Here is a 22191-nt window from a genome sequence, read left to right on the forward strand (position 1 = left end):
ATGACGGCCCCCACTCAGGCGCCCGCAGAGGCGCCGCACACGAACGCGCACATCGACCCCGCCGCGAGGATCGCGAACACCGGTTTCGTGCCGGTCCAGACGCGCTCCGAGCGCCCGCACTCCTTCGAGCCCGCCGACTTCGGCGCGCCCACCGGCCGCGAGGTCAACTGGAAGCACACCCCGATCGCACAGCTCACGTCGCTGTTCGAGCCCGCTGAGGCGAACGACGGCGTCACCTACTCGGTCAGCCACGAGCAGTACCTGCGACCCGCGCTGGCGCGCGGCACCGCGCCCCGTGGCGAGTTCTTCCGTCCGGAGGACGTCGTCTCGGCCGTGGCCTGGCAGGGGGCGACGGATGCCATGCATCTGAGCATCCCCGGCGAGGAGGTCGTCGCCGAGCCGATCGTCATCCAGATCGACGGCCAGGGCGGCCGTGCGGACGCGCACCTCGTGATCGAGGCGCTCCCGCACAGCTCGGCGACGGTCGTGCTGCGGCACGCCGGCACCGCGCAGTACGCGCAGAACGTCGAGATCATCGTCCGCGACGGCGCCAAGCTCACGCTGGTGTCCGTCCAGCAGTGGCAGGACGACGCCATCCACGCCGCCGCGCACCAGGCCCGCGTGGACCGCGACGCCGAGCTCACCCACTTCATCGTCAGCTTCGGCGGCGGCGTGGTGCGCGTGAACCCGAACGTCGAGCTCGCAGGCAGCGGCGCGGAGGGTCGCCTGTACGGCCTCTCCTTCGCGGATGCCGGTCAGCACCTGGAGAGCCAGGTCTACCTGCACCACAAGGGCCCTCACACCACCGGCGACGTGCTCTACAAGGGCGCGCTGCGGGGTGCGAGCGCGCACAGCGTGTGGATCGGCGACGTGCTGATCGGACCGGATGCCACCGGCACCGACTCCTACGAGGCGAACCGCAATCTGGTGCTCACCGAGGGCGCACGCGCCGACTCGATCCCGAACCTCGAGATCGAGACCGGCGACATCGTGGGAGCCGGCCACGCGAGCGCGACCGGTCGCTTCGACGACGAGCAGCTGTTCTATCTGCAGGCACGAGGCATCACCGAGGCCGAGGCCCGTCGCCTGGTGGTGCTCGGATTCCTCACCGAGGTCGTGCAGCGCATCCAGATCCCCGAGCTGCAGGCAGAGCTGCTCGCCGCGATCGACGCCGAGCTCATCGGAGTCGAGGCGTGACCGCGCTGCGCGCCTGCGGCGTCAGCGAGCTGGAGCTGGACACGCCGCTGCGCGTCGAGCTCGACGGTGTGGCGATGGCGATCGTGAAGGACGCCGCAGGCGACATCCACGCGATCGGCGACCGCTGCACGCACGGCGACATCTCCCTCGCCGAGGGCTTCGTCGAGGGGGACACCCTGGAGTGCTGGGCCCACGGCTCGCGCTTCTCGCTGCTCTCCGGCAAGCCCCTCAACCTCCCCGCTTACGAGCCCGTCCCTGTCTACGTCGTCGAGATCGACGGCGACGACGTGCTCATCGACCCCACTGTCATTAAGGAAGTCTGAATGTCTGTTCTCGAGATCCGCGATCTTCATGTGACGGTCGAGACCGATCAGGGCACGACGCCGATCCTCAACGGCATCGACCTGACGATCAAGACCGGCGAGACGCACGCCATCATGGGCCCCAACGGCTCCGGCAAGTCGACCCTCGCTTACACGATCGCCGGGCACCCGAAGTACACCGTCACGCAGGGCACGATCACGTTCGACGGCGAGGACGTGCTGTCCATGAGCGTCGACGAGCGCGCACGTGCCGGCGTGTTCCTCGCCATGCAGTACCCGGTGGAGATCCCCGGTGTCACGGTGACGAACTTCCTGCGCACCGCGAAGACCGCGCTGGACGGCGAGGCCCCCTCGATCCGCCAGTGGACCAAGGACGTCAAGGCGTCGATGACCAACCTGCGCATGGACCCGAAGTTCGCGCAGCGCAACGTCAACGAGGGCTTCTCGGGCGGCGAGAAGAAGCGCCACGAGATCCTGCAGCTCGAGGTGCTCAAGCCGAAGCTCGCCGTGCTCGACGAGACCGACTCCGGCCTCGACGTCGACGCGCTGAAGATCGTCTCCGAGGGTGTCAACCGCGCCAAGGAGGCCACCAACCTCGGCGTGCTGCTGATCACGCACTACACCCGCATCCTGCGCTACATCCGTCCGCAGTTCGTGCACGTGGTCGTCAAGGGGAAGATCGTCGAGGAGGGTGGCCCCGAGCTGGCCGACCGCCTCGAGGAGGAGGGCTACGACCGCTTCCTCGACCCCAGTGCGCCCATCGAAGCGTAGGCTGAGAGCATGACCGCAACGCTGACCGACGAGAAGTACGACGAGGTCACCGAGGCTCTGAAGGACGTCATGGATCCCGAGCTCGGGATCAACGTCGTCGACCTGGGACTGATCTACGATCTCGCCTGGGACGACGAGAACGACGCCCTGGTCATCCACATGACGCTCACCAGCGCCGGATGCCCGCTCACCGACGTGCTCGAGGAGCAGACGGCGCAGGCGCTGGACTCCGTGGTCGACCGCTTCCGCATCAACTGGGTGTGGATGCCGCCGTGGGGCCCGGAGCGGATCACCGACGACGGGCGCGACATGATGCGCGCCCTCGGCTTCGCGATCTGACATCGGCACCGAAGGGGCACGGCCGCAGGGCTGTGCCCCTTCGGCATCCCGTTCGACTGGAGGAGATCATGACCGTCACCCCGATCCGCGCGCTCACGCTGGACGAGCTGCGGGAGCGCTCCAGCGAGAAGTGGCGGGAGTACCCGGAGGACGTGCTTCCGCTGTTCGTGGCGGAGACCGACTTCCCGCTCGCGCCCGCGATCACTGCCGCGCTGGAGCGTGCCGTGCGCATCGGCGACACCGGGTACGTCGCCTCGCACACGCCGCTCGCCGCCGCCTATGCGGCGTTCGCGCAGCGTCGCTTCGGGTGGACGGTCGACACCGCCCGCATCCGGTCGACGGCGGATGTCAGCATGGGCATCGTCGAGATCCTCCGCCGGGTCATCCACCCCGGGGAGCGGGTGATCGTCAACCCGCCGATCTACCCGCCGTTCTTCGACCTGGTGGACGAGGCCGGCGGTGTCGCCGAGCGTGTTCCGCTGCGCGACACCGGGGAGGGCTGGGAGCTCGACCTGGAGGCGATCGAGAAGGCACTCGCCGACGGCAGCAGGGCGGTGCTGCTCTGCAATCCGCACAATCCCACCGGGTCCGTGCACTCCGCGGAGAGCCTGGACGCACTGGCACGCCTCGCCGAGCGGTACGGCGCCGCCGTGGTCTCCGACGAGATCCACGCCCCGCTGACCCAGCCGGGCGTCGTCTTCACTCCGTTCCTGGCCAGCGGCGACGCCGCTCGGCGCATCGGGTACGCCGTCACCAGCGCCAGCAAGGCGTTCAACCTCGCAGGGCTGAAGTGCGCCCTGATGATCGCGGCATCCGACGACACCACGGCCGTGCTGCGCTCCCTGCCGATCGAGGTGGAGTGGCGCACCGGTCAGTTCGGGATGCTGGCGGCCGTCGCCGCGTTCTCCGAGGAGAGCGACGAGTGGCTGGACGGCCTCCTCACCACCCTGGACGAGAACCGCAGGCTGCTGGCGGACCTGCTCGAACGGCATCTGCCGGGAGCGCGCTACCGGATGCCCGATGCCGGTTACCTGGCGTGGGTGGACCTCACCGGCCTCGGCTGGGGTGCGAACCCGGCCAAGCAGATCCTGCGGCAGGCGAAGGTCGCCCTGCACTTCGGCCCGGCGTTCGGCGCGCCGGGAGCCGGGCACGTGCGCGTGAACTTCGGCACGAGCCCTGAGATCCTCACCGAGGCGATCGAGCGGATCGCCCGGGCCCGCACGGCGATCGACGAGGCCGTCTCCGCGGTACGCGCGTGAGCGCCGCCGCAGAGCCGACGATCTGGGATCGCAGCCGGCTCGGCATCACGGTCGGCACGGTCGTGCTGATCTTCCTCGCTGCGATCGAGTCGCTGGCGGTCACCACCGTCATGCCCATCGTCGCGCGCGACCTGGACGGCGAGGCACTGTTCGCGGTCGCGTTCTCCGCGACCATCTCGACAGGCGTGATCGGCATGGTCGCCGTGGGGGCGTGGAGCGACAGGTCGGGCCCGCGTGCACCGCTCTATACGGCCGTGGCGCTGTTCGCGGCGGGCCTTCTCGTGTCGGGCTTCTCGTCGGACATGCATACCTTCATCCTCGGGCGGCTCATCCAGGGCCTCGGGGCCGGTGGCCAGACCGTCGCCCTCTACGTCGTGGTCGCGCGCGTCTACCCGCCGCAGCTGCACGGCCGCATCTTCGCGGCGTATGCGGCGGCCTGGGTCGTGCCCTCGCTGATCGGGCCGTTCCTGGCGGGTGCCGTGACCGAGTACCTGCACTGGCGGTGGACGTTCCTCGGCGTCGCGGTGCTCACCGCCGCTGCGTTCGCCCTGGTCGTGTCGCGACTGCGGGGCGTGTCACTGGACGCGGATGCCGGGTCGGACGCGGACGGCCCCGCCGACGCGGCCGAGCGTCCGCGGGGCGGGATCGCGCTGCGGATGCTGCTCGCCGTGCTCGTCGCAGCGGGTGCGGTCACGGTCGGTCTCGCGGCCGACGCGCCCGCGGCGGCGGGCGGCCCGATCGCACTGGCCGCGGTGCTCGTCATCGGATTCTCGCTGCTGCCGCTGCTGCCGAAGGGCACGCTGCGGGCGGTCTCGGGCCTGCCCAGCACCGTCCTCATGCGCGGGATCGTCGCCGGTGCGTTCTTCGCCGCGGAGGCGTATGTGCCGAAGCTGCTGATCGACCGTTTCGGGTTCTCACCCACCGTGGCCGGACTCGCCCTCACCCTGGCCGCGATCGGCTGGTCGGGAGCGTCGGCCGTGCAGGGCCGGTACGGCGACAGGCTGGGCAGCGCGCGGATCACCTGGATCGCGGTGCTGCTGATGCTGACCGGGGTCGCGGGGCTCCTCTTCGTGAGCGCGATCGGGGCGGATCCGTGGATCGTGATCGTGGCGTGGGGTCTTGCCGGAGCGGGTATGGGACTGCTCTATCCGCGGCTGACCGTCCTCACCCTGGCGTACTCCACCACGGCGAACGAGGGGTTCAACTCCGCTGCGCTGTCGATCTTCGAGGCATCCGGCTCCGCTGTCACGATCGCGCTGGCGGGCCTCGGCTTCGCGCTCCTGCCGGTGCTCGGCACGGGGTACCTCACGGTCTACCTGCTGGCAGCCGTGCTTCTGCTCTTCTCGCTGGTGCCGGGCCTGCGGATGGGCGACGGCGCGGGCAGGACGGTCAGCGCGGAGAGCGCGCCGCGCTGAGCGAGCCGAAGGCGCGGATGCCGGCGTCGAAGACCTCATCGGCGTGGGCGGTCGGGTCGGCGGCATCGGGGGCGACGGCCCCGATGCTCTGCGCGTGCATGCGCTGCTGCAGCAGAGTGGTGTGCCCGAGCACGAACTCGAAGACGGCGTCCGCGGCGGTCTGATCCGCATCGCCGAGCGAGGCGCCGAGAGCGTCCTGTGCGCGTCGGGTGCCCAGCCGGAGCGCGTAGGTGCTCATCACGACCTCGGCGCCGTCACGGTAGGCGAGCAGTGCATCGCGGATGCTCCCCGCGGTGTCGGCGAGTGAGGTCGCAGCGTCGGGTGCGGGGATCGTATCGAGGATGCGCTCGGCGACGGCTGCGAGCAGTTCCTGCTTGCTCGCGAAGTGCCAGTACAGCGCACTGGGCTGAACATCGAGCTCGGTCGCCAGACGACGCATGGACAGGTCGGGCAGCCCCACGCGGTCGAGCAGGCGAAGGGCGCAGTCGACCACACTGTGACGGTCGTGTCGTACGGGAGGCATGGCTCCCAGTATAGTGAACACCGTTCAGGTGGACAGTGTTCAGGACGGCCCGACCCGAGCCGTCCGAAAGGAGCCCCGATGACCGATTCCCCTCGCCCTCTGGGCGCAGACCTCGCCCGTGTCGCCGTCTTCGCGGCGCTGATCGTCGTGCTCGGCACCGTGACGGTGCCCGTACCCGGCGGCGTCCCGATCACCGGACAGACCCTGGGCGTCATGCTCGCCGGCCTCGTGCTGGGCGCCAGGCGCGCACCCCTGGCCGTACTCGTCGTGCTCGCCCTCGCTGCCGCGGGCCTGCCCGTGCTCGCCGGCGGACGCGGGGGACTGGGCGTGTTCCTGGGTCCCACAGCGGGATACATGCTCGGCTGGATCGCGGGGAGCGTCGTGATCGGGCTCATCGCCCATCACGGCCGGTTCACCTGGTGGCGCGCCGGGATCGGCACCGTGCTGGGCGGCATCCTCGTGATCTACCTTTTCGGCATCCCCGTGCAGTCCCTCGTGACCGGCGTGCCGTTCGGGCCCACAGTCCTCTCCAGCCTCGTGTTCCTGCCCGGCGACCTGCTCAAGGCTGTCCTCGCCGTGCTCCTGGCCGTCGCACTGCGCCGGGCGTATCCGCGCGCGTTCCCGACCCGGGCGCGCACCGTCGCGCATGCCGGCTGAGGCGGTCGCGACCGGCACCGCGATCAGCTGCGAGGGCGTCGGCCTCACCGTCGGAGACGCCGTGCTGCTGCACGACGTCGACCTGCGGCTGACCGCGGGCCGCACGGCCGTCATCGGCGCGAACGGCTCCGGCAAGTCGACCTTCGCACGGATGCTGAACGGTCTGCGGCTGCCCAGCGCCGGGAGCCTGCGGGTGCACGGCCTGGATCCTGTGCGCGACGCGAAGGCGCTGCGACGTCACGTCGGCTTCGTCTTCACGAATCCGGAGGCGCAGCTCCTGATGCCGACGCCCGCGGAGGACCTCGCGCTCTCGCTTCCCGACGTGCCGCGATCCGATCGAGCGGCGCGGGTCGCGCGGATCCTCGCGGAGCACGACCTCGCCGATCGCGCGGATGTGCCGGTCTCGGGGCTCTCGGGAGGGCAGCGCCAGCTGCTGGCCATCGCGTCCGTCCTCGCGACCGATCCGGGGCTCGTCGTCGCCGATGAGCCCACGACGCTGCTGGACCTGCGCAACGCCCGCAGGATCGGCGACCTGCTGCTGGGACTCGACGTGCCCCTCGTGCTGGTCACGCACGATCTCGAGCTGGCAGCGCGATGCGACGAGGCGGTTCTCTTCGAGGACGGCACCGTGCGGGCGGTCGGGGAGCCCGCGGCGGTGATCGACGAGTACCGGCGGAGCTGCGCGTGATCTCGCTCTACCGACCGGGAACGGGCATCCTGCATCGGATGCCGGCCGGTGCGAAGCTCGCCGTGCTGGCGGCTTCGGCATTGGTGCCGTCCCTGCTGCGGCCCGGGATCATCGGCACGCTCGCTGTGCTGGTCCTCGTCTCATCGCTGTACGCGCTCGGCGGGTTGACGCTGCGCGCGCTGGGGGAGGCCTGGTGGCGGGTGCGCTGGCTGATCGCCGTGCTGGGTGGGGCGCTGTGGCTGTTCACCTCGGCCGCGGATGCCGTGCAGAACACGGGCCGGGTCGTCGCGCTCCTGCTGCTGGCGGAGCTGGTGACCCGCACGACGCGGATGGGCGACCTGCTCGAGGTCTTCCGTGCGCTCGTGCGGCCGCTGCGCAGATTCGGCGTGGATCCGGAGGCGGTGGCGCTGACCCTGTCCCTGACGATCGCGATGATCCCGGTGATCGCCGGCTTCGCCACCCAGGTGCGCGACGCACAGCGGGCCAGAGGCGTGCGGCTCGGCCCGCGTGCCGTGCTGCCCCTGCTCGTGCTCACCATGAAGCACGCCGACGACGTCGGAGACGCCATGGCGGCGCGGGGGATCGCCGCATGATCCGCATCGGCGACCACATCGTGCTCGGCGCCCTGGTCGACGATCGGACGAGGTGCGCGCACTACCACGGTGCGCTCGATGTGGTTGCCCTGCGATTCCACTGCTGCGGCGCCTGGTATCCCTGCGTGCACTGCCATGACGACGTGGCCGGGCACGACCGCACGACGTGGCCGGCATCCGACGGCGAGAGGGAGGCGGCGCTGTGCGGGGCGTGCGGCACGAGCATGACCATCCGCACCTACCGCGACGCCGACGCCTGTCCGGCGTGCGGGGCGGGGTTCAACCCGGGGTGCGCGCTGCACCACCATCTGTACTTCGACTGAGCGGCCGGGACCCGGCATCCCGCTGGCGCTCACGCGGCCACCAGCGCCGCGGCCGTGTGCTCCTGCGTCGCCCCGGCGATCCGTGGCGGCGCCGGCCGCACCATCCGCAGGGCCAGCAGCCATCCGGCCACAGCGAGAACGGCGGTCAGCGTCGTGGTTCCGTGCACGAGCAGCAGGAGCACGGCTGCCAGCGCGATGACGACGGCTGAGCCGACGACGGCGGAAGCCGGACTCGCGAGGGGGATCCGCTTCCCTTCGATGCGCGCGAGCGGGAGGCTGAGCGCGGCGGTCGCGGCGAAGACGATGACCAGCCACAGCGGGCGGCCCGCCCACCATTCCGGACTCGCCGGCGCCGGCAGCGACGAGCCGGTGGTCAGGGCCCAGAGCGCGAGGGCCCCCGCCATCGCGAGCAGCACGGGCATGTGCCACAGGTACACGGTCATCGTGCGGCGCGAGACGAATGCGGTGAATGCGGCGGGGCGCGGCCTGCGGGCGAAGGCCGCGATGCGGGTGCGCAGCAGCGAGAACGCGACGGTGTGCGCGATGCCGACGAGCAGCAGCGCCGTGGTCGGCGGGTTGATGTTGGCGATGAGGTCGGGGGAGTGGATGCCCAGCACGAACGACCCCACGAGGGCCAGGACCGCCGTCACGAGGACGACGGACCGCGCGCGGCGCCCCAGAGCGTCGATCCGGCCATCGGCGAGGAAGAAGCCGACCTGCTGCAGCACCAGCCAGACGAACACGAGGTTGGCGAAGCCCACCCCGTCCGCGCCGGTGGCGGCACGGATGACATCGACCAGCACGGCGGCGCCGGCGAGCAGGGACACCGTCACCAGCGGGCGGCGCTCGTGCAGGCGCAGCATCACTGGCAGCAGTGCCTGGCAGAGCAGGAAGACGCCCAGGAACCACAGCGGCTGGCCGAACCGGTAGCCGGCCGTCGCGACCAGTTCGGCGGGCACACCGCACCGTGCGAGCACGGCGAGGAGGATCCCGACGACGGCCACCGTGACCAGCGCGGGGCGCAGCAGGCGGTGCAGGCGCTCGGCGGTGAAGCGGATGCCGTCGCCTCCGCGCTCCCGACTGCGTCGCAGCGCGATGGATCCGGAGAAGCCGCCGATCACGAAGAACAGCGGCATCACCTGCAGCAGCCAGCTGACCGGCGTCAGCCACCAGCCGCTGTCGCCGGCGTTCTCGAACACCGGCGACTGTGCGGTGACGGTCACGCCGACCATCAGAGAATGCAGCAGGATCACGGCGACCACGCACCCTGCGCGGACGAGATCGACGGCGGGGTCGCGGGTGGGCTCGGGGATGCGGATGCTGTGTGGCGAGGTCATGCCACGGACACTATGGACGCGATGCCCGCGGCCTCATCACCCCACGGGGTCGAAGCGTCTCATACCGTGGTGCCGTCCTCGGCCGTGATCAGGAGGCGGGCTCGACCAGTCCGGCGTCGTAGGCGAGGATCACCGCGTGCACCCGGTCGCGCAGCCCCAGCTTGGCGAACACCTTGCCGACATGGGTCTTGACGGTCTGCTCCGCGATGAACAGCTCCGCCCCGATCTCGTGGTTGGAACGCCCCCGCCCGATCAGGGTGAGCACCTCGAGCTCGCGCTCGGTGAGATCGTTCAGTGCCGTCCGGGACTGCGGTGCGCGGGGCCGGCGGGTCGAGAAGTGCTCGATCATCCTGCGCGTGACCCGTGGCGAGAGCAGCGCATCGCCGTCGGCGATCACGCGTACGGCGTGCACGAGCTCGTCCGGCAGTGCGTCCTTGAGCAGGAACCCGCTCGCGCCCGCCTCGAGGGCGTCGTACACGTAGTCGTCGATGTCGAAGGTGGTCAGCATCAGGATGCGCGGCACCTTGGCCGCCGGGTACGAGGGACCGAGGATGCGCCTGGTCGCCTCGATGCCGTCGAGTCCCGGCATCCGGACATCCATCAGGATCACGTCCGGATCCAGCCGGGCCGACAGGGCGACGGCCTCCAGGCCGTCGGCGGCCTGGCCGGTGACGTGGATGCCGTCGTGGGCGTCCAGGAGCGCGGCGAAGCCGGCGCGCACCATGGCCTGGTCGTCGGCGATGAGGACCTCGATCGTCACGGTGTTCCTTCCGGGGCGTCAGCGGGGTGGCGGGGGATGCGGGCGCTGACGAGCCAGCCGTTGCCGTCGACGCCGGCGCGCAGCTCTCCGCCGAGCAGGGCTGCGCGCTCGGTCATCCCGCGCAGCCCGTGCCCGCCGGAGGTCGACGCGGGCGGGGCGGCCGGCGCGTTGCGCACCAGAACGGAGACGTCCTCGGCCCCGGTCGAGACGGAGACGACGATCGCGGAGTCCGGGGCGTGGCGGAGGGCATTGCTGAGCGACTCCTGCACGATGCGGTAGACCGCGATCTGCGCGGCCACGGCGATGTCGCCGTCGACATCCTGGGTCAGCTCCACGGCGGCTCCCGCTCGTCTGGTCGTCTCCACGAGGGCCGGAACGTCATCGAGACCGCGTTGAGGGGCGAGCTCGGCGGTGTGATCCTCGGTGCGCAGCACTCCGAGGATGCGGCGCATCTCGCCGAGCGCGCCTCGGGCCGACGCGGCGATGGACTCGAACTCCGCAACCGCTTCGTCCGGCAGATCGGGCGCGCGGTAACGCGCGGTCGACGCCTGCACCTGGATGAGCGACATGCTGTGCGCCACGACGTCGTGGAGCTCTCGCGCGATACGGGTCCGCTCCTCGGCGAGCTCGCGGCGGGACTGCTCCTGGGCGACGTGCTCGCGCTCCCTGGACAGCTCCGCGCCGAGGCGCAGCCGCCCGGCGAGGAGCACGCCGACGAGCAGCGCCCCCGCCGCGATCGACGCGGTCACGATCAGGTCCGCGCCGGTGGCGTCGGCCGAGGTGACCGAGGGCATCAGCAGCGGCGCGGTGAGGGAGGCCATCATCCCCAGCAGCAGAGCGATCAGGGAGAGGCGCCAGCCGTGCAGCACCGAGAGGATCACCACGAGCAGGGCGAAGGCGATGAGGGCGGGAACCGACCACGGCCACGGCGCGAACGACGCGCGCGCAGGGGAGGCCGTGAGGGGCAGCACGAACGCGGTGACGAGGAACAGCGCCAGAGCGGAGCGCGGACGGTGCACGGCGAGGGCGGGCGCCGCGCACACGCCGGCGCCGAGAAGGAACGCGGCGGGAACAGCGACCCCGTACAGCGCGATCTGGATGGGGACGAGCGTCGCGTAGAGCGCGACCACGAGCGCCCACAGCGCGACGATGCGCCGGGAGGGGCGTTCACGGGCGGCGCTCATGTCCGTCATCCTCCCATCACCGGCGCGCACCGTTCTGCAGCGGCATCCGCGTTCTGCGTGATCTGCGGTTCGTCCGCCTGCCTGCGGCGCCGGACCGCGACCCGATCGACGACGATGCCGATCGCGAGGGCGGCGATCACACCGATCACCGCGCTGAGCAGCGGCTGCCCCTTCAGCCACTGCCCGGCCAGCAGTCCGATCGCCACGCTGTAGGCCGCCCAGAGCGCGCCGCCGACGGCCGACAGCAGGAGGAAGCGCCGCCAGGGGTACCCCAGTGCGCCGGCAGTCATGTTCACCGCCACGCGACCGACCGGGATGTAGCGCGCGCCGAGGATGAGGCCCGCACCGCCCCGGGTCAGCGTGCGCCGCGCGAGCTCGAATGACGACGCGACGCGCGGCCGTCGCATCCAGCGGAAGCGGTCGGTGCCCACCGCGCGGCCGATGCCGTAGGCGATGTTGTCCCCGACCATCGCGCCCAGCGCCCCCGCCGCGCACAGCAGCAGGACGCTCGTGCTCCCCGTCGTGCCGGCCACGGCTGCGGCGGCGACGAGCACCGTCTCGCTCGGCACCGGCGGGAAGAAGCCGTCGATGGCCGCCACCGCGAAGAGGATCAGGGCGATCCACGGCGACGCGACAGCCTGCAGGATGAGGTCGTTGATCATGTCCACCTGACGACGCTACGAAGGCGCCCCGGCCGGGCGCATCCCTCTGGAGTATCGTCCGCGTCATACCTCGGAGGGGGATCGTCCCGGGCCGCGAACTATACTGGGAGGCTGGCCCATCGGCCGACACCCCCTTTCTACGAACGGATACCCGCTGTGCTCGCCGTGCATGACCTCGAGATCCGCGTGGGCGCACGCGTGCTCATGTCGGATGTGTCCTTCCGCGTCTCCGACGGCGACAAGATCGGCCTCGTGGGCCGCAACGGCGCCGGGAAGACCACACTGACCAAGGTGCTCGCAGGAGACGTGCTGCCCTCGGAGGGCAAGGTCACCACCTCCGGCGAGCTCGGTTACCTGCCGCAGGACCCGCGCTCGGGCGACCCCGAGATGCTGGCGCGCACGCGCATCCTGGACGCACGCGGTCTGGGCACGCTGCAGCTGGGCATCTCGCAGGCCTCGCACGACATGGCATCCGAGGATCCGAAGATCGCCGAGCGCGCCATGCGCAAGTTCGCGAACCTCACGGAGCGCTTCGAGGCCCTCGGCGGCTACGCGGCCGAGGCGGAGGCGGCGTCCATCGCCAACAACCTCTCCCTGCCCGACCGCATCCTCGACCAGCCGCTGAAGACCCTCTCCGGAGGACAGCGGCGCCGCATCGAGCTCGCGCGCATCCTGTTCTCCGATGCCGGCACCATGATCCTCGACGAGCCGACCAACCACCTCGACGCGGACAGCGTCGTGTGGCTGCGCGAGTTCCTGAAGGGCTACAAGGGCGGCCTGATCGTGATCAGCCACGACGTCGAGCTCGTCGGCGAGACCGTCAACCGGGTGTTCTACCTGGACGCGAACCGTCAGGTGATCGACATCTACAACATGGGCTGGAAGCACTACCAGCGCCAGCGCGTGGCCGACGAGGAGCGTCGCAAGAAGGAGCGCGCCAACGCCGAGAAGAAGGCGACCCAGCTGCAGCTTCAGGCGGCGCGGTTCGGCGCCAAGGCGTCCAAGGCCGCCGCCGCGCACCAGATGGTCGCGCGCGCCGAGAAGCTGCTGGCAGGACTGGACGACGTGCGCCAGGTCGACCGGGTGGCCAAGCTGCGCTTCCCGAAGCCGGCGCCCTGCGGCAAGACGCCGCTGATGGCATCCGGACTGTCGAAGTCGTACGGCTCGCTGGAGATCTTCACGGATGTCGACCTCGCGATCGACCGTGGCTCCAAGGTGGTCGTGCTGGGGCTGAACGGTGCGGGCAAGACGACGCTGCTGCGCATCCTCGCCGGGGTGGATCAGCCGGACACCGGTCAGCTCGAGCCCGGGCACGGACTCAAGATCGGCTACTACGCGCAGGAGCACGAGAACCTCGATGTGAAGCGCTCGGTGCTGGAGAACATGATGTCGGCGGCGCCCGACATCAACGAGACCGAGGCCCGCAAGGTGCTGGGCTCATTCCTGTTCACCGGCGACGACGTGCTCAAGCCTGCGGGGGTGCTCTCGGGCGGTGAGAAGACCCGGCTCTCGCTGGCGACCCTGGTCGTCTCCTCGGCGAACATGCTGCTGCTCGACGAGCCCACCAACAACCTCGATCCCGCCTCCCGCGAGGAGATCCTCGGGGCGCTGGCGCACTACGAGGGCGCCGTGGTGCTGGTCTCGCACGACCCCGGCGCCGTGGAGTCGCTGAACCCCGAGCGCGTGCTGATCCTGCCCGACGGCGTCGAGGACATCTGGAGCCGCGAGTACCAGGAGCTCATCGAGCTCGCGTGAGGCTGCCCGGGTGTCGCATCGGCGCCCGGGTGCTCCGGTGAGGCGCTGCGAGATCAGTCGACGTCGCCGCGTCGGGCGGTGATGAAGTCGGCCTTGCCGTCGATGTAGGCGAGACGGTCGTCGGGATGCCGGGTGGCCAGGGCGTGCTTGAGGGCGCCGTAGGCGTCGCGGTCGGCGGGGTTCGCGCGCAGGTGATCGCGGAAGGCGCGATAGCGGCGCAGGTCCTCGGAATCCGCGTCGACGACGTGCACGTTGATCAGGCGGATCATGGGTTCGAGTTCGTAGCCGTACATCCGATCCGGTCGCACGTCGGTCGCGTCGCCGCGCAGCAGCATGCCGAGGCCGGTCAGCCAGCCGTCCAGTGACGACAGGGGAGTTCCGGGACGCACGGCGATCCCGATGTCGAGGATCGGCTTGGCGTCGAGACCGGGCACCGCGGTCGAGCCGATGTGCTCGATCGCGACGACGGATGCCGGCGCGGTCGCGGTGAGCACCTCGTGGACGTCTGCGAACGCCAGAGTCCAGGCGTCCGATGCCGGCGCAAGATCCACGACTCCGCGTCTCAGCCCGAGGTCGGCGTCGCGGACGGCATCGGCGAGACGGGAGCCGGCGGTGTGCAGCATCTCTCCACGCTACCGGGACCCGGCGGCACCGCCGTTTCAGCGGGACGCGGCGTCGAGCAGGGCGTCCTCGTCGTCGGCGTCGCGGTCGCGGCGGCGACGCGGCGGGCGAGGCGCACGCTCGCCGGCCTCCTCTTTGGCCTTGATCCTCTCGGTGCGGATCACGTAGCCGATGAAGATGAAGCCCATCACCGCGAACAGGATCCACTGGATCGCGTACGAGAGGTGCGGGCCGGGATCCTCGGCGGGCTTCTCGAAGCCGCCGAGCGCCTTCGCCGGCGCGGGCTTCTCGGATGCGAGCAGTCCGTAGCCTCCGGTGATGAGGTCCGGGTTCACCTGGTCGGCGATGGCCGGAAGGCTGATCGTGGGGACCTGCCCCTTCGGAGCGCTGCGACCGGATGCCGGCAGCTGCTCCCCGGGCTGCATCCGCACGACCACCGTGACGGTGCCGGACGGGGGAGCAGGCGTGGACGCGGGTGAGCTGTCCTCACGGGGAGGCACCCAGCCGCGGTCGATGAGCAGCACGCGACCGTCCTCCTGGCGGAACGGCACCAGCACCTCGAACGCGCTCGTGCCGCCGTGGGGGCGGTTGCGCACGTACAGCTGCTGATCTGCGAGGTACTCTCCGCGCAGCTGCACCGGATGCCACTCGCGCTGCGCGTCCAGCCGGCCCTCGGCATCGACCACGTCGTCGAGGGCCACGGGCTTCGCGTCGTAGTTGCGTTCCACCAGTGCGATCTCGGTCGCCTTCTGGTCGTTGCGGCTGAACTGCCAGTTCGACAGGAACGCGCACGCGATCGCGAACAGGATCGCGACGACCAGGTAGCCGCTCCAGCGCAGCAGCCGCTGCCTCACTCCGGGAGCCCTTCGAAGACCTCGACCGGGAAGTCCCGCGTGCGCAGATAGTCGCTGAGGAAGCCCACATGCTCATCGCACGCCAGCCAGATCTTGCGGCGGTCCTCGCTGTGGATCCGCGGGTTGCGCCAGACGATGTGATGGGTCGCCGCGGCGCGGCAGTCCGCGCGTGCGCACTCGAACTGCGCCGTCACGATGCGTCGTCCCGAGACGGAGTGGGACGGCCGCTCTCGTGGATCGTGATGACCTTCGGCGTCTCCTCGGCCGCGGTTTCGGGTGCATCCCCCTCGAGTTCCAGCACGGGCGACTCGACCGTCGTCGGAGTGCTGTCGGCGCCGGCGTTCGCGGCGACCACGGCGATGTAGGGGAGGAAGATCGCCCCCGCTGCGAAGACGAACGTCCACCAGCCGATCGGCTGGACGACCGCCATGAGGATGAAGCACGCCGTGCGGATGCCCATGGTGATCGCGTAATGGCGCACGCGACGCTTCGCCTCGTCCTGCGGAGCCTCCGGGAGCGAGGTGACGGAGGGGGTGTGTCGGGTGCTTTTCACGGTGACTCAAGCCTACGCCGCGCGGGGCGCGACGGATGCCCGCGCGGGGCTCGGAAAGGCGGAGGAGCAGGGCCGCGGCTCGATAGGATGGCCAGCGTTCATCCCGACAGGCAGGAGCCCACCATGAGCACGGACCGCGTCGTCCTCGTCACCGGCGGAAACCGCGGCATCGGCCGCGCCATCGCCGAGCGCTTCGTCCGCGACGGGTACCGCGTCGCGGTGACCGCGCGCAGCGGCGAGGGCCCGGAGGGCACGCTCACCGTGCGTGCGGATGTCACGGATGCCGCGGCGGTCGATGCCGCGTTCGCCGAGGTGGAGCAGAAGCTCGGCCCGGTGGAGGTCGTGGTCGCGAACGCCGGCATCACGAAGGACACCCTGCTCATGCGCATGAGCGAGGACGACTTCGACAGCGTCGTGTCGACGAACCTCGGCGGCTCGTTCCGCGTCGTCAAGCGCGCCTCGAAGGGCATGCTGCGCGCCCGGTTCGGTCGCGTCATCCTCATCTCCAGCGTGGTCGGCCTGTACGGTTCGGCCGGGCAGACGAACTACGCCGCGTCGAAGAGCGCACTGGTCGGCTTCGCCCGCTCGCTGACCCGTGAGCTCGGAGGTCGGGGCATCACCGCGAACGTCGTGGCGCCCGGGTTCATCGAGACCGACATGACCGCGGAGCTGCCCGAGGAGACGCAGAAGCAGTACAAGGCCAGCATCCCCGCCGGCCGGTTCGCCACGCCCGACGAGGTCGCGAGCGCCGTCGTGTGGCTCGCGGGCGATGACTCCGGTTACATCTCCGGCGCCGTCATCCCCGTTGACGGCGGCCTGGGCATGGGGCACTGACCGCCGCGCCGGTCATCGGCTCACGGTCTCAGCGGTCGAGCGCCGCGACGATCTCCTGAGCGAGGACGTCGGGCTTGGAGAACTGCGGCCAGTGGCCGGTTCCGAGCTTGACGACCTCGGTGTCCTCGATCGCGCCGAACTCCTCGGCGTACGGTCCCCACTCGCTGATCGCCTTCTCGAAGGAGGCCTGGTCGAGACCACCCATCAGCAGTGTGACGGGAACCGTGAACCGGCGAGGGTCGGTCAGGTCGATCGGATCGGTCGGAACCCGTGCAGGGACGCTCAGCGCCAGGGGAGCGGTGCGCGCCCTGGTGGCGTCGTCGAGGTCGTACACGTCCTCGTCCGGGAAGTGATCCCAGCCGGGGAACGGCACGACGCCGTCGACCACCTCGAACTCGCTGATGCCGCGACCGGGTGCCGGCGGGACGCTGTCGACGAACACGACGCGTGCGATCCGATCGGGTCTGGCATCCGTCGCGCCCCACACCACGTTGCCGCCGCCGGAATGCCCCACGAGCGCGACCGGTGCGTCGAATTCGTCGACCCGGGAGGCGACGGCGGCGACCCAGTCGGCGATGCCGATCTCGGAGGCCGGTTCACCGACGCCGGGCATGGTCAGCGGATGCACGCGATGGCCTGCCTCGCGCAGCGCGGGCAGCACCGCATCCCACGATGCGGCATCGAGCCAGAGACCGGGAACAAGGATGACGTCCATGGCATCCACCGTAGGCAGGGCCACCGACATCGTCGAGTGCGAACCTCGAACCGGTCTGTCCCGGGGATCAGGGAAGCAGCGGGACGACCTCGGACAGATCCTGAGGGCCCACCACCAGCGCGGCCGCGGCGCGCACCGCCGGCTTGGCGTTGAAGGCGATCCCGAGACCCGCCGCGCTCATCATCAGCAGATCGTTCGCCCCGTCGCCGATCGCGATGGTGGCGTGCGGCGCGACGCCCAGCTCCGCAGCCCACTGCTTCAGCGAGTCGGCCTTCGCTTTCGCGTCGACGATCGCGCCGTCGACCTCGCCGACGAGCTCTCCGTCCGCGGTCGCGAGGCGATTGGCCCGCCAGCGGTCCACGCCCAGCTCGGGCGCCACGTGGTCGAGGATCTCGTGGAACCCGCCCGAGACGACGCCCACGATGCCGCCCCGCTCATGCACCGCCGCGGTCAGGTCGCGTACCCCGGGAGTGGGCTCGATGCGCGCCCGAACCCGATCGAAGGCATCCGTCGGGACGCCCTTCAGCGCCGCCACCCGGGAGCGCAGGCTCGTCGCGAAGTCCACCTCGCCGCGCATAGCCGCCTCCGTGGCCGCCTGCACTTCGGCGCGACGTCCGGCCTCGTCGGCGAGCAGTTCGATCACCTCGTTGCGGATCAGGGTGGAATCGGCATCGAGGACGACGAGGAAGCGCGCGGTGGTCACCGCTCGAGCGTATCGGCCGGCCGAGGTCGTCGACGCCCGGATGTCGGTTCAGCGGCATCCGCCGATCAGCGCGCGATGCGGATGCCCTTCCCGACCACGGTGATCCCGGAGTCGGTGATGGTGAAGCCGCGCTCCAGATCGCGCTCGCGATCCACGCCGACCGTCGCGCCGTCCTCCAGCACGACGTTCTTGTCGAGCACGGCCCTGTGCACGCGGGCGCCGGCTCCGACGAGCACGCCGTCCAGCAGCACGGAGTCGGTGATCGTCGATCCGCCGGATGCCAGGCTGCCCACGCCCACCACGCTGCGCTCCAGGTGCGTGCCCGAGAGCACGGAGCCCGCCGACACGATGGAGTCGATCGTGTTGCCGATGCGTCCCACCGCGTCGCGCACGAACTTCGCCGGCGGCGTGTTCACGGTCTGGGTCCGGATGGGCCAGGCGGTGTTGTACAGGTTGAAGATCGGCAGGGTGGAGATGAGATCCATGTGCGCGTCGAAGTAGGAGTCGATCGTTCCCACGTCCCGCCAGTACGAGCGGTCGCGCGGCGAGGAGCCCGGGACGTCGTTCTGCTTCATGTCGTAGTAGCCGGCCTCGCCGCGTTCGACGAAGTAGGGCACGATGTCGCCGCCCATGTCGTGCCCGGAGCTGGCGGACTCGCCGTCGGCCTCCACCGCCGCGATGAGAGCGTCGGTGTCGAAGACGTAGTTGCCCATCGACACCAGCACCTCGTTGGGCGAGTCGGCGAGGCCGGTCGGGTCCGTCGGCTTCTCCAGGAACTCCCGGATGCGCCCCGTCTCGGGGTCGGCGTCGATCACGCCGAACTGCGACGCCAGGGCCAGCGGCTGGCGGATGCCTGCGACCGTGGCGGACGCGCCGGACGCGATGTGCGCGTCCACCATCTGCTGGAAGTCCATCCGGTACACGTGGTCGGCGCCGATGACGACGACGATGTCCGGCTTCTCATCCAGGATGAGGTTCAGGCTCTGCAGGATGGCATCCGCAGACCCGGAGAACCAGCGCTTGCCGAGTCGCTGCTGGGCGGGCACCGACGTGACGTACGAATCGAGCAGGGCGGACATCCGCCAGTTCTGCGAGACGTGCCGGTCGAGGCTGTGGGACTTGTACTGCGTCAGCACGACGACCTGCCGCAGGCCGGAGTTGATCAGGTTCGATATGGCGAAGTCGATGAGCCGATACTGCCCGCCGAACGGCACCGCCGGTTTGGCCCGATCCGCCGTCAGGGGCATCAGACGCTTGCCCTCGCCGCCGGCGAGGATGATCCCGAAAACCTTCTTGGGTGCCGACATGGGACCACCATAGAGCCCGGAGCGGCGGATGTACTACCGTGCAGTCATGCGAGTCGACATCATCACCAAGGAATATCCGCCGGAGATCTACGGCGGCGCCGGTGTGCACGTCGCAGAGCTCGTCGCCGCGCTGCGCAGCAGCATCGACGTCCAGGTCCGCGCGTTCGGATCCGATCGGGATGAACCCGGTACGCATGCGTACCGCACCCCCGTGGAGCTCGCCGGCGCCAACGCCGCCGTGCAGACGCTCGGCACGGACCTCGTGATGGTCGGCGACGTCGCCGGGGCGGATGTCGTGCACAGTCACACCTGGTACGCGAACTTCGCCGGCCACCTCGCCTCGCAGCTGCACGGCATCCCTCACGTGCTCACCGCGCACAGCCTCGAGCCGCTTCGTCCCTGGAAGGCCGAGCAGCTCGGCGGCGGGTACGCGGTCTCGAGCGGCATCGAGAAGCTCGCCTACGAGAACGCCGCCGCGATCGTGGCGGTGAGCGCGGGAATGCGCGCCGACATCCTGCGCAGCTATCCCCAGGTGGACCCGGCGCGCGTGCGGGTGATCCACAACGGCATCGACGTGGAGCGCTGGCGGCCGGTCGAGAACCCGGAGTTCCTGGCGAGCATCGGCATGGACCCCGCCCGCCCGTCCGTCGTCTTCGTGGGACGCATCACACGGCAGAAGGGCCTGCCCTACCTGCTGCGGGCCGCGCAGCTGCTGCCGCCCGAGGTGCAGCTGGTTCTGTGCGCGGGCGCGCCGGACACGCCGGAGATCATGGCCGAGGTGCAGGAGCTGGTGCGGCTGCTGCAGCAGACCAGACAGGGCGTGATCTGGATCGAGCGGATGCTGCCGCGTGACGAGCTGTCCGCGATCCTGACCGCGGCCACGACGTTCGTGTGCCCGTCCGTGTACGAGCCGCTGGGCATCGTCAACCTCGAGGCCATGGCGTGCGGAGCGGCCGTGGTCGGCACGCGCACCGGTGGCATCCCGGAGGTGGTCGCGGACGGCGTCACGGGCAGGATCGTGCCGATCGAGCAGCTGCAGGACGGCACAGGCACGCCCGTGGACCCCGAGCAGTTCGTCTCCGACCTCGCCGCCGCGCTGACGGAGGTCACGGGTGATCCCGAGCGTGCCGCGGAGTACGGCGCTGCCGGGCGCGAGCGTGCTCGAACAGAGTTCAGCTGGGGCGCGATCGCCGACACCACCCGCGCGCTGTACGAGGAGCTGACCGCCTGAGCCGATAGGCTGGGCGTCATGTCGAGCGCCCTGGATTTCACCGATGTCGTCGTGCGCCGTGACGGTCGCGACATCGTCGATCACGTCACCTGGCAGGTCTCCGAGGATCAGCGCTGGGTGGTGCTCGGCCCGAACGGTGCGGGCAAGACGACCCTGCTGCAGCTCGCCGACACGCTGATGCACCCGACGTCCGGAACGGTGACGATCCTGGGGGAGACCCTGGGCCGCACGGACGTGTTCGAGATCCGTCCTCGGATCGGCTTCGCGTCGACGGCGATGGCCCGCCGCATCCCTCGCGACGAGACCGTGCTGAACACCGTGATGACGGCGGCGTACTCGGTGATGGGCCGCTGGAACGAGGACTATGAGGGCATCGACGAGCGGCGTGCCCGCCGCGTGCTGGCCGACTGGAAGCTCGAACACCTCTCCGAGAGGCTCTTCGGCACGCTCAGCGACGGAGAGCAGAAGCGTGTCCAGATCGCCCGTGCGGTGATGACCGACCCCGAGCTGCTGCTGCTCGACGAGCCGACCGCGAGCCTCGACCTCGGCTCCCGCGAGGAGCTGCTCCAGCTGCTGAGCGGTTACGCCGCATCGCCGACCACTCCGGCCATGATCATGGTCACCCACCACGTCGAGGAGATCCCGGTGGGCTTCACGCACGTCATGTTGCTGCGTGAGGGCGGCATCGTCGCACAGGGGCCGATCGCGGAGACGCTGACCGCGGAGGCGCTGTCCGAGGCGTTCGGCATGCCGATCTCGCTGAGCGCCGAGGGCGGCCGCTACGCGGCCCGCGCCGTGAGCGCCTGAGCACGGCCGCGGAGACCCGTCGAGGGGTGCTAAAGTAGACCCTTGGTGCAATCGCACCGCAGACTTCCCTCGCTCCTGGCAGAATCCAGGGCACCACGTAAGGAATCCCATGAAGACTGACATCCACCCCGACTACCAGGCCGTCGTTTTCCGCGACCTCGGCTCGGGCGAGACCTTCCTGACCCGTTCGACGGTCACCAGCGACAAGACGATCGAGCTCGACGGCGTCGAGTACCCCGTCGTCGACGTCGAGATCTCCTCCGCGTCGCACCCGTTCTACACGGGCAAGCAGCGCATCATGGACTCGGCCGGTCGCGTCGAGAAGTTCAACCAGCGCTTCAAGAACTTCGGCGGCTCCGCCCAGAAGTAAGCAGATTCCTCGAAGGCCCCGCTCCGGCGGGGCCTTCGTCGTTCTCCGGACTCAGACGTCGATCCGGATGCGGTCCCCGTCGATCGCCCATGGGGGATCGCCGGCCACCGGCGCGGGAGCCGTGCGCTTGGTCATCCGATCGAGTTCGACTCCTGCCTCGTGGGCTGTCGGCGCGAAGACCGCCTCGAGACCGCTCGCGTAGCCGCCCGGAACTCCGCCTCCGCTGACGAGGTACTTCTGCTCGAGGGGCTTGGAGGCGTAGACGACCACCAGGACGACGCCGCCGAGCAGAACCGGCAACGTGATCAGGAGCAGGATGATGCTCCATGCGAGGATCGCGTCGACTGGTGAGGCCATGCCCTCACGCTATGTGCTGCACGGCGGCCGCGCATCCGCCTCAGGGCTGATCT

At 70.3% G+C, this 22191-nt stretch carries 28 protein-coding genes; 15 read left to right on the plus strand and 13 right to left on the minus strand.

The features are described from left to right. The 6 genes from sufD to MIAR_RS01970 all read left to right on the plus strand — a co-directional run bounded on the left by sufD (position 1) and on the right by MIAR_RS01970 (position 5304). Positions 1-1197 (plus strand): Fe-S cluster assembly protein SufD, encoded by a 1197-nt coding sequence (sufD, locus tag MIAR_RS01945; RefSeq protein WP_285630441.1) that lies wholly within the window; start codon positions 1-3, stop codon positions 1195-1197. Further along, entirely contained in the window at positions 1194-1520 is a 327-nt protein-coding gene (locus tag MIAR_RS01950; protein ID WP_285630443.1) for a non-heme iron oxygenase ferredoxin subunit, read from the plus strand. The genes sufD and MIAR_RS01950 overlap by 4 nt, the downstream gene beginning before the upstream one ends. Next, positions 1521-2291: a Fe-S cluster assembly ATPase SufC gene (gene sufC / locus MIAR_RS01955; RefSeq protein WP_285630446.1), complete on the plus strand. Its 771-nt coding sequence runs from the start codon at positions 1521-1523 to the stop codon at positions 2289-2291. A 9-nt stretch (positions 2292-2300) separates the two neighbouring features. Then, complete coding sequence (locus tag MIAR_RS01960) at positions 2301-2630, plus strand: metal-sulfur cluster assembly factor (protein ID WP_285630448.1); 330 nt, start codon at positions 2301-2303, stop codon at positions 2628-2630. A 68-nt stretch (positions 2631-2698) separates the two neighbouring features. Then, positions 2699-3889, plus strand: coding sequence for a MalY/PatB family protein (locus tag MIAR_RS01965; RefSeq protein ID WP_285630450.1), 1191 nt, complete (start codon positions 2699-2701; stop codon positions 3887-3889). Continuing rightward, entirely contained in the window at positions 3886-5304 is a 1419-nt protein-coding gene (locus MIAR_RS01970) for an MFS transporter (protein ID WP_285630452.1), read from the plus strand. The genes MIAR_RS01965 and MIAR_RS01970 overlap by 4 nt, the downstream gene beginning before the upstream one ends. Here MIAR_RS01970 and MIAR_RS01975 read toward each other — a convergent pair. Further along, entirely contained in the window at positions 5279-5827 is a 549-nt protein-coding gene (locus MIAR_RS01975) for a TetR family transcriptional regulator (RefSeq protein ID WP_285630454.1), read from the minus strand. The two genes, MIAR_RS01970 and MIAR_RS01975, sit on opposite strands and share 26 nt — an antisense overlap. Positions 5828-5905: 78 nt before the next feature. Here MIAR_RS01975 and MIAR_RS01980 point away from each other — a divergent pair, with 78 nt between their 5' ends. From MIAR_RS01980 to MIAR_RS01995, 4 genes are read left to right on the plus strand one after another with little or no spacing between them, the layout of a single operon-like run. Then, on the plus strand, positions 5906-6484 hold the full coding sequence (locus tag MIAR_RS01980; protein ID WP_285630456.1) for a biotin transporter BioY: 579 nt from the start codon (positions 5906-5908) through the stop codon (positions 6482-6484). Then, positions 6474-7172: an energy-coupling factor ABC transporter ATP-binding protein gene (locus MIAR_RS01985; RefSeq protein ID WP_285630458.1), complete on the plus strand. Its 699-nt coding sequence runs from the start codon at positions 6474-6476 to the stop codon at positions 7170-7172. Before MIAR_RS01980 ends, MIAR_RS01985 begins: the two co-directional genes overlap by 11 nt. Then, positions 7169-7765, plus strand: a complete 597-nt coding sequence (locus MIAR_RS01990; protein ID WP_285630460.1) for an energy-coupling factor transporter transmembrane component T family protein — start codon at positions 7169-7171, stop codon at positions 7763-7765. Before MIAR_RS01985 ends, MIAR_RS01990 begins: the two co-directional genes overlap by 4 nt. Beyond that, positions 7762-8088: a CHY zinc finger protein gene (locus tag MIAR_RS01995; RefSeq protein WP_285630463.1), complete on the plus strand. Its 327-nt coding sequence runs from the start codon at positions 7762-7764 to the stop codon at positions 8086-8088. Before MIAR_RS01990 ends, MIAR_RS01995 begins: the two co-directional genes overlap by 4 nt. A gap of 29 nt (positions 8089-8117) precedes the next feature. On the opposite strand, the gene MIAR_RS02000 is transcribed toward MIAR_RS01995, so the two are convergent. The 4 genes from MIAR_RS02000 to MIAR_RS02015 form a co-directional block, all read right to left on the minus strand. After that, positions 8118-9425: an acyltransferase family protein gene (locus MIAR_RS02000; RefSeq protein ID WP_285630465.1), complete on the minus strand. Its 1308-nt coding sequence runs from the start codon at positions 9423-9425 to the stop codon at positions 8118-8120. 88 nt (positions 9426-9513) lie between these two features. After that, positions 9514-10185, minus strand: a complete 672-nt coding sequence (locus MIAR_RS02005; RefSeq protein ID WP_285630467.1) for a response regulator — start codon at positions 10183-10185, stop codon at positions 9514-9516. Beyond that, positions 10182-11369: a sensor histidine kinase gene (locus tag MIAR_RS02010; protein WP_285630469.1), complete on the minus strand. Its 1188-nt coding sequence runs from the start codon at positions 11367-11369 to the stop codon at positions 10182-10184. The genes MIAR_RS02005 and MIAR_RS02010 overlap by 4 nt, the downstream gene beginning before the upstream one ends. Positions 11370-11374: 5 nt before the next feature. Then, positions 11375-12031, minus strand: a complete 657-nt coding sequence (locus tag MIAR_RS02015; RefSeq protein ID WP_285630711.1) for a DedA family protein — start codon at positions 12029-12031, stop codon at positions 11375-11377. A 156-nt stretch (positions 12032-12187) separates the two neighbouring features. On the opposite strand from MIAR_RS02015, the gene MIAR_RS02020 reads away from it, so the two are divergent. Next, on the plus strand, positions 12188-13786 hold the full coding sequence (locus MIAR_RS02020; protein ID WP_285630470.1) for an ABC-F family ATP-binding cassette domain-containing protein: 1599 nt from the start codon (positions 12188-12190) through the stop codon (positions 13784-13786). Positions 13787-13839: 53 nt separating this feature from the next. Here MIAR_RS02020 and MIAR_RS02025 read toward each other — a convergent pair whose 3' ends face one another. The 4 genes from MIAR_RS02025 to MIAR_RS02040 are packed head-to-tail and all read right to left on the minus strand — an operon-like array spanning position 13840 to position 15814. Next, the gene (locus MIAR_RS02025; protein ID WP_285630471.1) at positions 13840-14409 is read right to left on the minus strand and encodes a GrpB family protein; all 570 of its coding nucleotides are present in this window, start codon (positions 14407-14409) and stop codon (positions 13840-13842) included. Positions 14410-14445: 36 nt separating this feature from the next. Further along, the gene (locus tag MIAR_RS02030; protein WP_285630473.1) at positions 14446-15261 is read right to left on the minus strand and encodes an SURF1 family cytochrome oxidase biogenesis protein; all 816 of its coding nucleotides are present in this window, start codon (positions 15259-15261) and stop codon (positions 14446-14448) included. Then, a complete protein-coding gene (locus MIAR_RS02035; protein WP_285630475.1) occupies positions 15258-15455 on the minus strand; it encodes a hypothetical protein in 198 nt (65 codons plus the stop codon). The genes MIAR_RS02030 and MIAR_RS02035 overlap by 4 nt, the downstream gene beginning before the upstream one ends. Then, complete coding sequence (locus MIAR_RS02040; RefSeq protein ID WP_285630478.1) at positions 15452-15814, minus strand: DUF3099 domain-containing protein; 363 nt, start codon at positions 15812-15814, stop codon at positions 15452-15454. The genes MIAR_RS02035 and MIAR_RS02040 overlap by 4 nt, the downstream gene beginning before the upstream one ends. A 123-nt stretch (positions 15815-15937) precedes the next feature. Between MIAR_RS02040 and fabG the strand changes: the two genes are divergently transcribed. Continuing rightward, positions 15938-16648 (plus strand): 3-oxoacyl-ACP reductase FabG, encoded by a 711-nt coding sequence (gene fabG / locus MIAR_RS02045; RefSeq protein ID WP_285630481.1) that lies wholly within the window; start codon positions 15938-15940, stop codon positions 16646-16648. 28 nt (positions 16649-16676) lie between these two features. On the opposite strand, the gene MIAR_RS02050 is transcribed toward fabG, so the two are convergent. The 3 genes from MIAR_RS02050 to MIAR_RS02060 all read right to left on the minus strand — a co-directional run bounded on the left by MIAR_RS02050 (position 16677) and on the right by MIAR_RS02060 (position 19373). Then, a complete protein-coding gene (locus tag MIAR_RS02050; protein ID WP_285630483.1) occupies positions 16677-17363 on the minus strand; it encodes an alpha/beta fold hydrolase in 687 nt (228 codons plus the stop codon). A 67-nt stretch (positions 17364-17430) separates the two neighbouring features. Next, positions 17431-18066 carry a phosphoserine phosphatase SerB gene (gene serB / locus MIAR_RS02055; RefSeq protein WP_285630485.1) on the minus strand — a complete coding sequence of 212 codons (636 nt, stop codon included), beginning with the start codon at positions 18064-18066 and terminating at the stop codon, positions 17431-17433. 65 nt (positions 18067-18131) lie between these two features. Next, the gene (locus MIAR_RS02060; RefSeq protein ID WP_285630487.1) at positions 18132-19373 is read right to left on the minus strand and encodes a glucose-1-phosphate adenylyltransferase; all 1242 of its coding nucleotides are present in this window, start codon (positions 19371-19373) and stop codon (positions 18132-18134) included. 46 nt (positions 19374-19419) lie between these two features. On the opposite strand from MIAR_RS02060, the gene glgA reads away from it, so the two are divergent. From glgA to MIAR_RS02075, 3 genes are all read left to right on the plus strand, one after another. Continuing rightward, positions 19420-20604: a glycogen synthase gene (gene glgA / locus MIAR_RS02065; protein ID WP_285630490.1), complete on the plus strand. Its 1185-nt coding sequence runs from the start codon at positions 19420-19422 to the stop codon at positions 20602-20604. An 18-nt stretch (positions 20605-20622) separates the two neighbouring features. After that, complete coding sequence (locus MIAR_RS02070) at positions 20623-21411, plus strand: ABC transporter ATP-binding protein (protein ID WP_285630492.1); 789 nt, start codon at positions 20623-20625, stop codon at positions 21409-21411. Positions 21412-21520: 109 nt separating this feature from the next. Next, positions 21521-21781, plus strand: coding sequence for a type B 50S ribosomal protein L31 (locus tag MIAR_RS02075; RefSeq protein WP_285630495.1), 261 nt, complete (start codon positions 21521-21523; stop codon positions 21779-21781). A 51-nt stretch (positions 21782-21832) separates the two neighbouring features. Here the strand turns inward: MIAR_RS02075 and MIAR_RS02080 are convergent, their stop codons facing one another. Further along, positions 21833-22138 carry a hypothetical protein gene (locus tag MIAR_RS02080; protein WP_285630498.1) on the minus strand — a complete coding sequence of 102 codons (306 nt, stop codon included), beginning with the start codon at positions 22136-22138 and terminating at the stop codon, positions 21833-21835. Between the last annotated feature and the right edge of the window lie 53 nt (positions 22139-22191).

The sequence above is a fragment of the Microbacterium arabinogalactanolyticum genome (genome assembly GCF_030268005.1).
Classification (GTDB): Bacteria; Actinomycetota; Actinomycetes; order Actinomycetales; family Microbacteriaceae; genus Microbacterium; species Microbacterium arabinogalactanolyticum.